This window comes from Candidatus Paceibacterota bacterium (assembly GCA_035452965.1).
Classification (GTDB): Bacteria; Verrucomicrobiota; Verrucomicrobiia; order Limisphaerales; family UBA8199; genus UBA8199.
Map to the genome: position 1 here is coordinate 15810 of DAOTCE010000011.1, position 15132 is coordinate 30941.

12 protein-coding genes and 1 tRNA gene are annotated in these 15132 nt (G+C 63.7%); 3 read left to right on the forward strand and 10 right to left on the reverse strand.

The window, feature by feature from the left end; translation table 11 throughout:
• Positions 1-8 precede the first annotated feature (8 nt).
• Positions 9-84, reverse strand: a tRNA-Ala gene (locus P5205_10800).
• A 92-nt stretch (positions 85-176) separates the two neighbouring features.
• On the opposite strand from P5205_10800, the gene P5205_10805 reads away from it, so the two are divergent.
• The gene (locus P5205_10805; GenBank protein HSA10845.1) at positions 177-1148 is read left to right on the forward strand and encodes a glycosyltransferase family 2 protein; all 972 of its coding nucleotides are present in this window, start codon (positions 177-179) and stop codon (positions 1146-1148) included.
• Positions 1149-1163: 15 nt separating this feature from the next.
• A complete protein-coding gene (glnE, locus tag P5205_10810; GenBank protein HSA10846.1) occupies positions 1164-4142 on the forward strand; it encodes a bifunctional [glutamate--ammonia ligase]-adenylyl-L-tyrosine phosphorylase/[glutamate--ammonia-ligase] adenylyltransferase in 2979 nt (992 codons plus the stop codon).
• A 103-nt stretch (positions 4143-4245) separates the two neighbouring features.
• On the opposite strand, the gene P5205_10815 is transcribed toward glnE, so the two are convergent.
• From P5205_10815 to ruvC, 6 genes are all read right to left on the reverse strand, one after another.
• Positions 4246-5061, reverse strand: a complete 816-nt coding sequence (locus P5205_10815) for an RNA methyltransferase (protein HSA10847.1) — start codon at positions 5059-5061, stop codon at positions 4246-4248.
• Between the two features lie 107 nt (positions 5062-5168).
• Positions 5169-5951 (reverse strand): MBL fold metallo-hydrolase, encoded by a 783-nt coding sequence (locus P5205_10820; protein HSA10848.1) that lies wholly within the window; start codon positions 5949-5951, stop codon positions 5169-5171.
• Positions 5952-6016: 65 nt separating this feature from the next.
• Positions 6017-6880, reverse strand: coding sequence for a prepilin-type N-terminal cleavage/methylation domain-containing protein (locus P5205_10825; protein ID HSA10849.1), 864 nt, complete (start codon positions 6878-6880; stop codon positions 6017-6019).
• A gap of 162 nt (positions 6881-7042) precedes the next feature.
• Entirely contained in the window at positions 7043-7771 is a 729-nt protein-coding gene (locus P5205_10830; GenBank protein HSA10850.1) for a lysophospholipid acyltransferase family protein, read from the reverse strand.
• Positions 7772-7776: 5 nt separating this feature from the next.
• Positions 7777-8382 carry a Holliday junction branch migration protein RuvA gene (gene ruvA / locus P5205_10835; protein HSA10851.1) on the reverse strand — a complete coding sequence of 202 codons (606 nt, stop codon included), beginning with the start codon at positions 8380-8382 and terminating at the stop codon, positions 7777-7779.
• On the reverse strand, positions 8379-8996 hold the full coding sequence (gene ruvC / locus P5205_10840; GenBank protein HSA10852.1) for a crossover junction endodeoxyribonuclease RuvC: 618 nt from the start codon (positions 8994-8996) through the stop codon (positions 8379-8381). The genes ruvA and ruvC overlap by 4 nt, the downstream gene beginning before the upstream one ends.
• 15 nt (positions 8997-9011) lie before the next feature.
• On the opposite strand from ruvC, the gene P5205_10845 reads away from it, so the two are divergent.
• Positions 9012-9275 (forward strand): hypothetical protein, encoded by a 264-nt coding sequence (locus tag P5205_10845; protein HSA10853.1) that lies wholly within the window; start codon positions 9012-9014, stop codon positions 9273-9275.
• A gap of 2197 nt (positions 9276-11472) precedes the next feature.
• Here P5205_10845 and P5205_10850 read toward each other — a convergent pair.
• From P5205_10850 to P5205_10860, 3 genes are all read right to left on the reverse strand, one after another.
• On the reverse strand, positions 11473-12489 hold the full coding sequence (locus tag P5205_10850) for a nucleoside hydrolase (protein ID HSA10854.1): 1017 nt from the start codon (positions 12487-12489) through the stop codon (positions 11473-11475).
• Positions 12490-12516: 27 nt separating this feature from the next.
• The gene (locus P5205_10855; GenBank protein HSA10855.1) at positions 12517-13842 is read right to left on the reverse strand and encodes a DegT/DnrJ/EryC1/StrS family aminotransferase; all 1326 of its coding nucleotides are present in this window, start codon (positions 13840-13842) and stop codon (positions 12517-12519) included.
• 134 nt (positions 13843-13976) lie between these two features.
• The gene (locus P5205_10860) at positions 13977-15092 is read right to left on the reverse strand and encodes a uroporphyrinogen decarboxylase family protein (GenBank protein HSA10856.1); all 1116 of its coding nucleotides are present in this window, start codon (positions 15090-15092) and stop codon (positions 13977-13979) included.
• Between the last annotated feature and the right edge of the window lie 40 nt (positions 15093-15132).

Below are 15132 nucleotides of genomic sequence, written 5' to 3' on the forward strand. Positions count from 1 at the left end.
AACGCGGATGGTGGAGCCGAGGGGGTTCGAACCCCTGACCTCCTGAATGCCATTCAGGCGCTCTACCAACTGAGCTACGACCCCATCCGGAGCGAGGCAAAATGTATGACCCTGGCCGAAATTGTCAAAGGCATTTTGCGCTTTGATCTGCCCGCCCCGGACTTTAGCCTGCGGACGTGAACGAGACCGTGCCGAGCGTTACGGTGCTGATCGCGGCCCGCCCTGCCCAACCCGAGGTCAAAGCCGTGGCCGCCAGCCGTGCCTTGGATTACCCGGCTGACCGCTTGGAGATACTTGTTGCGCGTGGGAAGCAGCCTTCCGTTCAGCGCAATACCGCGCTGAGGGCCGCGCACGGAGAGCTTATCTACTTTCTGGACGACGACTCGGTACCCGAACCCGCCAACCTGCGCCACGCGGTGGCCCATTTCCACGATCCGACGGTGCAGATGGTGGGGGGGCCGAACGTATGCCCAGCCGAGGCACCGCCGCTTGAGCAGGTCTTTGCGCGAGTGCTGGCAAGCTGGCTGGCTTTTGGGCCAAGCCGCGCCCGCTATTCCGCGGTCGGGCAGGTGCGCGAGTCGAGCGAGAAAGAACTCATCTTGTGCAACCTGGTGGCACGCCGCCAGGCCATGCTGGAATTGGGCGGGTTCAATGAGGCGCTCTATCCGAACGAGGAGAACGCGCTCATGGATTTGTTGCAGAAGCGCGGAGGGAAGCTGATTTACGATCCGCAACTGCTCGTGCGCCGCCGTCCGCGTTCCAGCCTCAGATCCTTCTCCAGGATGCTGATGACTTACGGGCGGGGCCGGGCCGAGCAGTTCCGTGTGCACCCGACCTTCGGCTCGGCGCTCAACTTCGTGCCACCACTCTTTTGCTTGTATTTGCTGGCGCTGCCTTTGCTGCTAGCTCTCACACCAGTTAATTGGGTTTGCTTTGTGCCGCTCGCGGTTTATGCCCTCGCCGTTCTCGCACAGGGGATGGCTCTCGCAGCGGGTGGGCAAGTTTGGCAGAGCCTGGCTGCGGTCCCGCTGATTGTGTTGACGCATATCCTCTACGGCCTGGGCTTCTGGCGCGGACTGTTCACTCCGCTGAAGCCCCCGGAACAGCGCCCTTCGATCGAGGTGGCACTGGAGACGGTGACCCTGTGACCGGGTATTCTGGGAATGAACAATCCAGTATGGACGAATGCCATCAAGAGCTGCTCAGACCCGCGGCGGGCGAAGCACTTTTTTGACCTGCTCGCGGGCGCCAGCCCTGGATCAGCGCTCCAGGCCGCCTCGGCTGAGCAGGCGCGCGTGCTGGCAGCACTCTTCAGCGGCTCTCAGGCTCTGAGCAACCTGCTAGTGGCCAAGCCGGATTGGCTGGGCGTGCTGGAGCCGGAAACGTTGCAGTTCCCCCGGCGCAAGCAGGGTCTTGGGAATGAGGTCGGCCGGTGGTTGAAACCTCTGTTGGCGACCTCGAGTTTCGAGGCAGCGCTGACGCGCTTGCGCGAGTTCAAACAGAGGGAGATGCTACGCATCGCCGCACGCGACCTGGCAAGGCTCAGCAAGTTATCCGAGATTATGCAGGAACTTTCCGACGTGGCGGACGTCTGCCTGGAAGTGGTCTGGCAAGTTTGCCACCGGCAGCTTGCCGGGCGTTACGGCGTGCCCTGTCACCGGGATGCGAACGGACGCTGGCAGCCGACCGCGGGCTGCGTTCTGGGCATGGGCAAGCTCGGTGGGCAAGAGCTCAACTACAGCTCGGATGTGGACGTGCTGTTCGCTTACAGCGAGGAGGGAAGTGTCTTCAGGCAGCCTCCCACCGGCAGCGAATCGCTCCGCTCAGTCCTGACCAACCATCTTTTCTTCAACCGCCTGGCCGAGGCGTTCATCGCCGAAGTAAGCCGCAGGACACCGGAGGGATGGCTCTATCGGATTGATCTGCGGTTGCGCCCCGAGGGAGACGCGGGGCCGTTGACCCGCTCGCTCGCCGGCTTCGAGAACTACTACGCGCAGTGGGGGCAGACCTGGGAACGGATGATGCTGATCAAGGCGCGCGGCGTGGCGGGCGATGGGACGCTGGCGGCGGAGTTCCTGGAGATGGTGCAACCGTTCCGTTATCCACGATCCATCAACGAAGACGCGTTGCGGGAAGTGGTGGCCATGAAAGGCCGTATCGAGCGTGACGTGCTCAAGGCGGATGAGCTGGATCGCAATGTGAAGCTCGGGCGGGGAGGCATTCGCGAGGTCGAGTTTGTGGCACAGGCGCTGCAGACCCTGCATGCAGGTCGGCAACCTTTTCTGCAGGGCGCCCAGACCCTCCCATGTCTGGGCAAGCTGGCTCAATACGGACTCCTCTCAGAAGACGAATCCCGGCGGCTCGCCTCGGCATATGGCTTCTTGCGCGAGGTGGAACACCGCCTGCAGATGGAGGAGAACCTGCAAACGCACACCATACCCACCGACCACCGGACCCAGAAACGCCTGGCAGGCTTGATGGGCATTGCGACAAGAAAGGACTTCGAAGCCGCGCGCCAAACCCACACGGAGAATGTCCGACGGATATTCGACCGGCTGCTGAAAGAGACTGCCGGCGAAAGTGAATCGCCCTCCCTGTTCCCGGGCCAATTTGAGGGCGCCGAGGAAGAATGGAAGAAGCTCCTGACCGACCATACCTTCAAGGACCCGGACAAGGCGTTCCGCGTACTGCGGGAGTTTGTCGAGGGCCCAGGGTATGTTCACGTATCACCGCGAACGAGCGACCTGGCGCATCAGTTGCTGCCGCGACTCTTCGCGCTGTGTCCGCAGCCCGCGGGCCGGAACGTTTCGCGAAGGCGTCCGCGCGGACGTTTCGGAGAAACGTCCTTACCGGCAGCAACGGTGCCGCTTTCTGATCCGGACCGCGTGGTGACGAGGCTCGACAGCTTCATCAGCGCCTACGGGGCGCGGGGGACGCTCTTCGAGCTGTGGCACAGCAACCCTTCGATCTTCGAGCTGCTGGTGCTGCTGTTCGACCGCTCGGAATTCCTGGCAGAGCTGGCCATTCGCACGCCGGACCTGGTAGATGAACTGGTGATGAGCGGCCGGCTGCGCCGGGGAAAGTCAGCGGATGAGACACTGCGGGACCTGCGACACGGGTTGGGCGACCACGACCAACACTTGTGGCTGCGCCGGTATCACCAGGCCGAGCTTATGCGCATCGGCCTGCGAGATATCCTGGGCCTGGCGGACCCCGAGCAGTATTTAACCGAGCTTTCAGGGCTGGCGGAAGCTTGCCTGCAATACGCGCTGGAGGTCGTGATGCGCAAGCACAACGTCAAGCTGCCTCCGTTTGTGATCGTCGGTCTCGGCAAACTTGGCGGCGTAGAGATTGACTACGGCTCGGACCTGGACGTTGTGTTTATAGCCGATTCGACGGCGAGGGACTTGGGCAAACTGACCCGGTTGGCGTTGGAAGCACTGGACTTGCTCTCAGCGCGGACCGAGCAGGGTGTGGTATTTCGAACCGACGCCCGCTTGCGGCCAGACGGCGAGAAAGGCCTCCTGGTCAACACGCTGAGTGCCTATGAGCAGTATTACCGGCAGCGCGCTCAGCTCTGGGAGATCCAATCCCTCACACGCATGCGTGCAGTGGCAGGTGATCCGGAACTGGGCGCTCGTTTCCAGACCCTGGCAGCTTCACTTGTTAATTTCCGGCAGCCGTCGTTGCCGCTGGCAGCCTATGCGCCGGACTGGAAGCACCGGATTCACCAGATGCGCATGCGCATTGAGAAAGAACGCACTCCGCCGGGCAAAGACGATCTGGCCATCAAGACCGGCAAGGGGGGGCTGATGGACGCAGAGTTCATTGCGCAGACACTATGCCTCGAAAACGGCTGGCAGGAGGCGAATACCGTGCACGCCCTGGAGCGGGGACGTGCCGCCAGTGTCATGCCGGATGCGGACAAGCTAATCCAAAATTACCGCCAAGTTCGACGTGTCGAGGGCATCCTGCGGCGGTGGAGTTACGAGGGAGAGACTGTTCTGCCTGACGATCCCGCGCCATATTATCGCGTCTCGGTCCGCTGCGGCTTTACTACGCCGGACGCTTTCCACGAAGCGCTGGCCGGGTGGCGAAGGGCCATGCGCGAGGTGTATTTGAAAGTGTTTCAACAGGTCTGATCGCGGAGGCGGCAGCCGTCTGACTCGTTGGAAACTGCGCGCTCGCTGGGAAACAGCGCCAGAGGACTGGCGCACTCAAGAACTTGTCGACGGAGCGCGAATTCTACATTCGATTGCGCTGCCGATTGGCTTCGTAAAGGAATACCGCGGCGGCGCTGCCGACATTGAGAGAGTCCACCGTGGGGGACATGGGGATGACGGCGGCTTCGTCGCAGGCGGCGAGCACGGCGGGGGAGACCCCGTGACCTTCACTGCCGAAAACGATGCAGCAGTCGCCGGCAAAGTTCACTTGGGAGAGTGTGTGGCCGTCAGCATGCGGATGGGCGGCGACGCACCGAACGCCCAGTTTGCGCAGGTCATGCAGGGCCTGGGTCAGGCTCGCGCTCTCCACGACAGGCAGTTGGAAAATAGCCCCCATCGAACCTCGCACGGCGCGGCGTAAGAATGGACTGCTGCACGTTTCGCCAACGACCAGGGCCTGGGCGTTGAGGGCGGCGCAGTTGCGGACCAGGGCGCCGAGGTTCTCGGCGTTGCTGAGCCCGTCGGCCGCCGTCAGGAGACGCGGCCGCGGGCTGCGCGCGATAATGTCCGCCAGCGTCGGGAGAGGCGGGACTTTCCCCAACGCGAGCAAGCCCTGATACATGGAGTAGCCGGTGAGTGTCTCGAGCAGCGGCTTCTCGGCCACGTAAACCTGGATGGTTTCGGTCCTGGCCTTCAGCAAGGGCTCCAATTCCCGCAGCCATTTTTCCGGGAGCAACATCGAGACGACGCTGAAGTTGCTCTCCAGCAAACGCCGCACAACCTTTTCGCCCTCGGCAACGAAGATGCCTTGCTGCCGGTGTTCCGCCTGCCGCCGCATCGTGCGGTAAGGCTGAAGCTCGGGCAGATCGAAGGACTCAATCCTTTGGGCCTGATACATTTGGGGTGAGCGGGTCCCTGCGCGTCAGTCAAAGTGCCTCGGTGCGTCCCAGTCTCCCTCAGCCCGACCCTCTGTCGCAGGGAGAAAGAAAAGCGAGTGGCAGCCCATCATAATATCAGGGTCGGGCAGGGCTGGGCTTGGGAGGTTAGTTCGAGGCGTACATGGTTAGCCCCGATCTTTTGAAGGCGGTCGCTGACGACGCGGTGCGCCAACTCTGGGAGATTGCACTCGCGGCTCAAGTGGCCCAAGTACAAATGGCGCAGGTCGCCAGACATGATCTGCTCGGCCGTCTCAGCGGCGGCGTCGTTGGACAGATGGCCGTGCCGCCCCAGAATACGCTGCTTCAGGGGCCAGGGGCGTGTCGGACAATCCTGCAGCATCTGAACATCGTGGTTGGCTTCCAGCACCAGCGCATGGGCCGGGCGGATTCGTTCGAGCACCAGGCGGTTTGTATGACCGAGGTCGGTCAGGAATCCGATATTGCCCGCGCTGGTCCGCAGGAGGTAGCCCACAGGATCCTGGGCATCGTGCGGAATGCTGAACGTCTCAACCTGGATGTCGCCCACCTCGAAACTGGCGCCGGTCGCAAACAGGCAGCAGGCCAGCCGCGTTCCATATTGATACTCGACCGCCTCCAGAGTGGGGCGGTTGCCATAGACGGGAATTCCCAACTTCCCATTCAAGGCCGGGAGGCTCTGCACATGGTCCGAGTGTTCGTGCGTGATCAGGATCGCAGTCAGGTTCTCGGGCGCGCGGCCAATCGTGGCGAGGCGCTGGCGAATCTGGCGCAGGCTGAAACCCGCGTCAATGAGGACGCGGGCCTCTTCGGTTTCCACGTAGGCGCAATTGCCACTGGAACCGCTGCCCAAAATGGTTAGGCGAACGGACACGGCTTACCTTACGGACGAGTCGATGCTGGAGCAATGCTTTTCAAAGCACCTGCCCGGCCGCCTGGTTATTTCGGCCGCGTGGCACGATCCTGCAGCCAGGCAACATCGGGATTATCCGGCGAATTGAACCAGTCCCCTACCCCGCCGTTTTCCACCAGCGGCGGCGTGGTGCGAGCGTCGCGCCAGCGCCGCAGTTCTGAATGCCCGTCGGCAAAGGAGAAGCCGCCGGCGAAATGGTGATAGAATCCGGGCAGATCGTAAAAGCCGTAGCGCGCAGGCTGATCTGGCCATCCGGACATTCGCACGGCGAAATTGCCCACGTCAATGCTGTCGGGCCGCATGTCAAGGAAAACGAAGATTTTGGCGGGGCCGGGATTAACCAATTCGGCTTGTTTGAAATACAGCCTGTAGGCGCCAGTATCGAGGCGTTCGCTGTTATCCCAGCCGCCGAAGCCGCCGAGGTAGAAGTTCATGGACATGGTGCGAACGCGCGGCCTGGCTTGACCGTCAACCAGGATGGTTGAACGGTCGGCGGGACATCTCCAGATGGCCAGGTTCTTCCCGCAATACGGCCATAAAGGACTCCTGGTGATGTCGTGGTTCGGGTCCCAGTTGGCGGGGTCCCCGGGGTTCCACCATTGAAGCCAGCCGGTGACCCAGGTCGCGGCGATGGTAGAGGGGTTGCGGGGGTCTTCGCTGGCATACAGCAACCGGTCCTGGTTGTCATCGGAGTACATTCGCCACGCCAAACACAACTGGCGGTGGTTGTTCATGCATTGGATGGCCTGGGCTTTGAGCTTGCCCTTGTTGAGCGCCGGAAGCAGCAGGGCCGCCAGGATGGCGATGATGGCGATGACGACAAGCAGCTCGATCAGCGTGAAGCCGCAGCGGTCAAGCCGCGCGCGCCGAATGTGTCCTGCCTCGCACATCACAGGTAATGATAGTCCCGGTAGGCAAGGCGTTCAAACCCAACGGCGGGATCGAGGCGGGAGGTTAATGACGTTGCGGCTATGGCAGCGTGGGACGTCCCCTTCCGGAAGTGGAGAGAGCCCCAGAACAGCCCGGGGGTGGCGGCGATCTTGCCGGGCCGGTCAATCCTGCGAGAGCTCCTTCAGGGTTCGTTCGAGTTGCTGCCGCAGCACCTCCCGCTCCGCGTCCGACACCTCGCGCGGCACACGCACGGGCTTGCCGATTACCATTTCACAGCGCGAGAATGGCAGGGGGATCTGGAATCGGTCCCAGCTCCTGGCCTGGAGCTTCCAGCCCAGGTAATAGGAGGCCGGGACGATAGGCAAGCCGGTGACTTGGGCCAGGCCCATGACTCCCTCCTGCACCACATAGCAGGGCCCGCGCGGCCCGTCGGGGGTGATGGCCAGGTCATAGCCGCGTTCCGCCCAACCGGTCAATTCGATGAGGGCCTGCGGGCCGCGCCGGCTGGAGGAGCCGCGGACTGGTTGCACGCCGAAGCATTCGAGGATGGCGGCAAGAAAAGCGCCATCTTTGCTGGCGCTGACCAGCGCAGCCAAGCCGGGGGTGTGATTGCGGTGTTTGGCGTAGCCGTAATACGGCACCAGGCAGAGCGCGAGGCGGTTGTGCCACACGCAGTAAATCGCCGGGCCAGTCGCGCTGCCGTCAAAGTAGCCGGAGTGGTCCGTCCATCGGTACCGCAACGTCGCGGAAACGACGCGCACGAGCAGAAATACCAGCCATGCACCCAGCCGCTGGAACCAACGCGGCGCATTCGGCACCACAATGCCGCTCGATCTGCGCTTGCGGGCTGGGCGCGGGGCATTCACGCCTTGGGACGGAGGACTGCTCACAATCGTCAGGCGCCCTTCTTCAAACAAGCGCGGACGAGGTCCTCCACGGTGGCCTGGGGACCCAGCGAGCCCTGGACCTTACGCGCGGCCTCGTGGGCCTCAACCTGTTTGAAGCCCAGCGCCATCAACGCCAGCACGGCGTCGTTGAGCTTTTGATCCTCGGGCGAGCGGGCGCGCTGCGCGCTGGCGGCTTCCCAGGCGCCGGCGGCGCCGATCTTGTCCTTGAGTTCCACCACGATACGCTCCGCTGTCTTCCGGCCCACGCCGGAGATTTGCGACAGCATCTTGATGTCTCCATTGGCCACCGCGCCACGGAAGGCCGTCACGCTGATACCGCTGAGCACATTGAGCGCGATCTTTGGGCCAATGCCGCTGACGGTGTTGATGAGCAGGCGGAACAAATCGCGCTCGGCGGCGCTCATGAAGCCATAGAGCGTGTGCGCGTCTTCCCGCACAACCAAATGCGTCAGGAGTCTTATCTCCTGGCCGGGCTGCGGCAGCTTGTCATAGGACGAAAGCGGAATGAGCGCTTCGTAACCCACGCCATTGACGTCCACGATAACTTGCGTGGGAAGCGCCTCAACCAGTTTGCCGTGCAGGAAGGTAATCATACGCGTTTGGCGGCCTGAAAGCTGTAGCGCCCTTGCTCCTGGGCAAACGCCAGCGCCAGCGCCAGGGCGTCGGCTGCGTCCGGGACGGGTGCTTCGGGCAGGCGCAACATGCGTTGCACCATCTTGGCCACGGCGAGTTTCGACGCCGCGCCGTAGCCGACAATGGCCTGCTTCACCTTGCGCGGAGCCAGCTCATAGACCTCCAAGCCGGCCTCGGCGACCGTGGCCAGCGCCGCGCCGCGAGCCTCGCCCATGATGAGGGCCGTCTGCAGGTTCTGCGCATAGAAGAGCCCCTCGACCACGCACACGGCAAGTTGCCAGCGCCGCGCCACGTCGCGCAGGGTCCGGGCGATCTGCATCAGGCAACGGGAACGTTCCCAACTCGCCGGACAGGATACCACGCCATGCTCCAGAGCTTGAGGACTTGGTTTGGCCAATCGGATCACGCCGTAGCCCGTGCCGCGCAGCGAAGGATCCAGACCCAGAATTAGCTGGTGGGCTTTGGCACTGACCGGCGCGGTGGGCTCGAACACGGCCCTGGCCGCGCGCTTCGGACTGCCGAGGCGCTCCTGCATTTGCCTGAACTGCCGTGGGGTAATACCCATCGGCGCCATAGTGCCAGCACCTCTATGGCCGCAAAAGCAGAAAACGGGGCGGGTGGAGCGGCTATCGCCCTCTTTGGCCGGAGGACGAACGACCGTGGCCGGGCGAAGCAGAGGCTCTCGGCGGTGGGGACGCCGATGGTGCGGGACGGGATTCCATCGCTCGCACCCGAGGGGCCGGTGACGCTGCCGACGGGGTGGATGAGCGCGCTGGCGGCGATGAGAAGCTACGAGACGGGGCGCTGCGCGGCGCCGAGAAACTGGGCGCCGGGGTACCGCGCGACGGCGTGAAAGTGCGCGCTGGAGCGCTGCGTGCCGGTGAGGGACTCGGGTTGTGGCGCGGCACCGATATACTTGGCGCTGGAACTGCGCGAGGAGCCGGGGCCGGCGCTGAGAAGCTCGGAGCCCTGGATGCCGGCTGCCGTTCGCTGCGAACGGACGGCACGACCGCGCGCGAGGTAGATCGAGCCGGCTGTGAATGGGTTGGCGCCCGCCAGGCCGGCGTTGTGACAGGTTGCGGGCGCTCACGCACCGCAGGCCGCGAAATGGTTTCTCGCGACGGTGACGCGGGTGCGGGGCGCGGTGTTTCAATCCTTGGCGCCGGAGGCTGGCTGATGGATTGCCGCGGAGCAGGATCGCTTCTCGCAGGGGCAACCGACGATTGGCGGGAAGGGCTCTCGTGCCGGCTGGCTGCACTGCTGTGTGCCGTGCCTCGGTCTGGACGCTCCGAACGATGGATGATGACAGGGCTGCTCGGCCTGGTTGCAGCCTCCGGTCTCGTGCGAATGGTGTTCGGCTCGGAGCGGGGGCGTGTGATTGTGAGTGAGGGAGACCCAATAGCAGGGTTTTCGGTTCTGGTGGCAAATGACTGCCCGGCACGCGGTTGGGCAGCGGCGCCCACTTCTGGCCTTGGCGATGAGCCCGGCGCGGCTCGTTGCGTCGAGGGGGCAAATGTCGAGCCAACGGTCCCGCTGCGGCTTTCGGTCCTCGTCCGGCGGTTCGAGGGCGAGGCTGTCACTGTGGAGGAGGGAAACTGCGGGCGGGAAACAGCCAGCGTACCCCTGGCGCTGTCGAACCGTTCACCGCGGTTTCCCCGGGCGGCAGGACTATTGACGGGCTGAATGTTGACCTTGCGGACTTCCGTGCGGGTGGCTGCCGCGATCCTTGAGGCGGGAATGCCGCGGTTGAGGACGCGGCGGTTGTTCTCGACGATGGACGCAGACGGAGTCGTCTGGTGATAGGCGCGAAGCGCCTGATCGGACCTCAGGGCATGCCGGTCCAGGTGATGGTCGCGGAAACGACCGGCATCAACGAACGTGTAAGCGCTGGACCTCAAACCAAAGCCGAATCCGGCGCGGACAGGCCGGCCATGGTAGGTAAGACCCACGCCGGGCCTGAAGACGGCGCGCGGCGGCAGTGGCGCCCACCCGCAGTGGTTGCCGCTGTATCTCCAGCAGACCCACGACGGCCCCCAAACTCTGTCCGGCGTCCAGCACCAACCGATTCGATGGTGACGGAACCAGCGGCCGTAATGAAACGGCGCCCAACCCCACGAATAGCCCGAAAGCCAGTACCAGCCACAGTCTGTGTAGAGCCAGCGACCGCCATGGCAGTATGGCTGCCAGGCCGGATTGACAATTACCACTCTCGGCTGCCAGCAAGGCCCCCAGCCGGCAACGTTCACCCAAGTGCCGTAGGGCGCCAGTGAGTCGTAGAAAACAGTGTATCCCGCATCCGCCACCGGGGGCGGCGCCGGTTCCGGAGCCACCTCCGGAACCCCTTCGGACTCTGCGAGCTGCGGGGCGTAAAGCCCGGGCAAGGCAACCTCCTGGGGAAACGCGTTGGTCGTGGGGTCTGAAACGGGCGCCGGCGGCAGTTGCGATGCATCGACTGGAAGCCCCTTCAAAGTCTGGTCGTGCTGAATCATCGCCGTCACCACGGATGCTGGAACTCCAATATCATTGAGGTAGACAATCTCCTCGGCCCCAAGATTAAAGGGGCTCGTCGAGTTGGTGACGAAGGCCAGCATGACGCTTTCCTCCACGCTCGATTCCACCAGTTTGATCAGTTCCAAGGCCGGGGCGGACAGCTTGAGATTGGGCGGCAACGGTTGTTGGGCCGAGATCGGTGTGATATCGGCATTGGCAAGGTCGGAATCCTCGGATTGGGCTTCCACCGCGGCTCCCGGTTCGACCGGGAGTTGAATCCCCTGTGGCTCTGGCGCGGGCTCGATGCCGGCGACGGTGCTGATCCCCTGGCTCGATGCTCGTTGCGAGCTCTCGCACGCCAGCAGCAGGCCCGCCACCGCCACACCCAAAATCGTATTACAGACGGTCCAGCTTTTCATGTTTGGCTATGACAGGCTCTGCTTGATCGCATCACCTGTCACAATCATTAGACTCGACTGCCCCCGGACCTATTCAACGGTTCCCGCGGGATAGCCATTCCTCCAGACCGCACAGTGCCCCAGGAATTCAGGCTGCGGAATTCACTTGCCCGGCGGCTGGCTGGTGAGTTGGACGAGCGCTTCCTTAACCCGCACCACCTGGGCTTCATTGAGCAGCAGGTAGCGGTCGCGACCCGCTGGGGTGGGTGCAAAGCGCGTGAAACCGTCCTCCTCCACCGTCACCTGCCCGGGTGCGGAAAGGCCGAAGTAGCCCCTGTCCGGACGGACGGCATACAAGACGCTCGTGAGGTCCCAGGTGGGCCGTTCATGCGGCGGGGGGTTGTAAAGACAGTAAGCTTCCGCCGCCGGATGGTGCGGGACATAACCGAAATCCCGCTCGATGCTCACTGCCGGGTAAGGCACGGCGATCCCAATCTCGAACCCGCTCCAAATCACCGGCGTGGGCCAGTCCGGAACGAGCCTCTTTGCCGCCGGCAAGTCCTGAACCACGTTGTATTCGCGGTCGTGGTGTGTGGTCCGGAATGAACCGGCCATGACCGACAGCAGCCTCACCTTCTGCCGCACCAGTTCGCGCCCCCCCAGCGGCGACGACGCATCGGCCTGCGTGTCCAGCAGCGCGGCGAAGTTGGAGAAATAGCCCACCTGGATGAGGACCACGGACCGGTCAGGCTGACGGCTGAGGATCCTGCGCAACAAGGCTGTGGCTTCCGGCGCGTCGGAACTGCGCTTGAGGCGGTGTGGATAGCGGGGCTTCCTGCCGTCCCTGGCCTCTGCGAGCGGGAGAAACTTGCTCGGGTCATTCTTCAGCTTTGCGTGGGTGAAGCCGATGGGAATGTCCGGCCGTCCGTAAAACGTGTTCACGGCGCTGACGAAGGGACCCGCCAGTTCGTCAGGCTTGGTAATCGTCACCGCCAGCAACTCGCACTCGCCCCGGCTCTGCAGGGCGTGGATGACTGACAACGCCAGCACGTCGTCCACGTCGTTGCCGATGTCCGTGTCAAAGATGATCTTCACCGGCGCGGCCCCCGCCGCGCAGGCGCAGACCAAGGTGCAAATAACAACTCGGCAGTGAACGAAGAACAGTGAAAGGTAATGCATACGCACAGGGTGTTCCGGGCCTGAGGGTTACGCCGCGTAATACTTCGCCACTTTCCGCACCGCCTTGGCGACCGAGCGGATGTAGTCCTCGTCCATCGCTTCGTTCACTCCGAACCGCAAACATGTCTTGAGGATAGCTTCTGTCTCCGGGCATTTCACCTGGGTGTAATCCATCTTTGTCAGGCCGCACTCCTTGACCGGCCAATGCCCGGCAAAGAAGGAGTGATTCTGGAACATCGGCATGCCATAAACGGGCACGGCGATATAGCCGGCGCTGAAGCTCGCCCCTTCCGCGGCCAGCGCCTTGACGAACGTGGCGCGGTCGCAGCGCAGTTTCTCCGGCACCAGGCGCGCCATGTAGAACCAATACACGCAGCGGTCGTCCGAGCGCACCTGGTGCGTCAGGATGCCGGGAATGCCCTCCAGCTCCGCGGTGAGGAGGTTCCCGAGCCTGGCGCGCTGCGCGGCGATGCCCTCCAGGCGGGTCAGTTGTGCCGCCACAAACGCCGCCTGCAGCTCGGTGATGCGGTAATTTGCGGCCAGGGCCGTGCTTGAATCCTTGGGATTGAGGCGGTTGGTGCCTTTGTCCCCGAACTTGATCAGCAGCGGGCCAAACCGCTCTTCGCTGGTCGTCACCACGCCGCCGTCCCCGCAGGCGATGTGCTTGGTGTCCTGCAGCGAGAAGCAGCTAATCTGCCCCACGCTGGTGATCGGCCTGCCGCGGTAGAGCGTGCCCCACGCTTGAGCACAGTCTTCGACGAGAATCAGCTTATGCTTGTCGGCGATTTCCTTGAGTTCGGCCAGCCGGCACGGGTTGCCGGCCAGGTGAACGGCGATGATCATCCTGGTCCTGGGTGTGATCTTGCGCTCGACATCCGCCGGGTCGAGACAGCCGGTCCGCGGCTCCAGGTCCGCGAAGACCGGCACCGCCTGCTGGAACAACACACCGATAACGGTGCCGATATCGGTGATGCCGGAGGTGATGACCTCGTCGCCGGGCGCGATGCCGGCGGCGGCCACGGCGATGTGCAACGCCGCGCTGCCCGAGGAGCACGGCTGGACATACTTGTGCCCGTAAATGGCACGGAACCGCTCCATGAGCAGCTTGGTTTGCTGGTTGTTCCAGTAGTAGAGCGAGTTCTGTTCGACAGCGGCCCCGAGCTGTCGCAGCTCCGGTTCGCCCCAGCGCCTGGGTTTGGGCGCGGACCGGCTGACGGCTTTCGCTCCGCCGTTGAGCGCAAGCTGGTCGGCGCTGTTTTCAGTGGTCTCAGCCACCCCAAGCTGGCTGGCAGCCAGCAGCACCGAAGTGGAGGCAATGAACTCACGGCGGGAAACCTGGTTGTTAGGTCGCATAGCGTGGTTCAGTGTAGGTCTCAAGCCACCAAGGCCAAGACGAAAATGTCCCGTTGACGCCGTCGTCAGCGCGCAGGTCTGAAGGCGCACGGGAACTGCGCCGGGTGCCAACCGGGCGGGGGACGGAAGGGATTCTACATCCGCCCGTTGAAGCGGTGGATGGTTTCGATCATGGCCACGTAGTTCTCGGTGGGCATGTAGTTGGTGATGGAGTTGCCTGAGCCGCAGGCGTAACCGCCACCGGGCGCGCAGGCCGTGAGAATCTGGCTGGTGCGGCGCCGGACATCGTCCTGCGTGCCGCGGCTCAGCAGGTCCACATCCACGCCGCCCAACACCGCCACACGGGTGCCCCACCACTGCTTGAACTCCTCGACCGGCACGATGACGTCTTCGAAGCTGTGCTTGGCGTCTATGCGCACGTCCTCGATCAGATCGGGCATGACCGCCTCGACGTGCCCGCAACTGTGCAGGAGGAACAGCCGGCCGGTTTGGTGGGCCAGTTCCACGTAGCGCTTGTGCCACGGCAGGATGTAGCGGCGGAGGTGCCGCGGCTGGAGCAAGGTGGCCGTCTTGAATCCCATGTCGTCCCCGAGCCAGATGGCGAAGACGCTCTCCATCTCGCAGAAGACGCGGAAGGCGTCGTAGATGATCTGCCCCACGCGGTCCACCACCGCGCGCACCAGCTCCGGGTCGTCATAGAGCAAGAGCATCATGCCCTCCAGCCCGAGCAGGTTGCTGGACCATTCCAGCACGCCGCCGGAGAACCCGATCAGCCCCATGCCCTCCGGCAGTGCGGCGGCCGCCGCCTCCGCTGCCGCGAAGTCAACCGTCGCCGGCGCCGGCCAGGGGTAGGACTCGAAGTCCGAGGAGGACTTGATCAGGCCCTCATGTTCATTGACCCACTGCCGGTCTCCCGTGGCCGCGGCGGCCGTGTTGCGCGCTGCCAAAGTCTCCATCTGAAACGGAATCTCCGCGCGGGCGCGGTAGTAGTCGTAACCCAGGGCGTGCCAAAGCTGGACGCGCTGTCGGATGGCGTCGCGGAACTGCGGCAGGCCGTTCTGGCGGGCGAGCGGGATCAAAGGCGCGCCATGGAGCGCGGTCAGCGTTTCCTCGGCAATGGCCAGTTCGACGAGCGGGACCCGGTCGCAGGGTTCGCGCTGGAGGACGCGCCGGAACCGCTCAACACTGGGTTCGGGCTTCGGGAGCCGGTGCATAATCGAGCCGTTCCGTTCGCCAGCAAATGAACTCATAACCGCAGCGTTCTAACGTTCAGGCCCGCGAAGCGCAAGT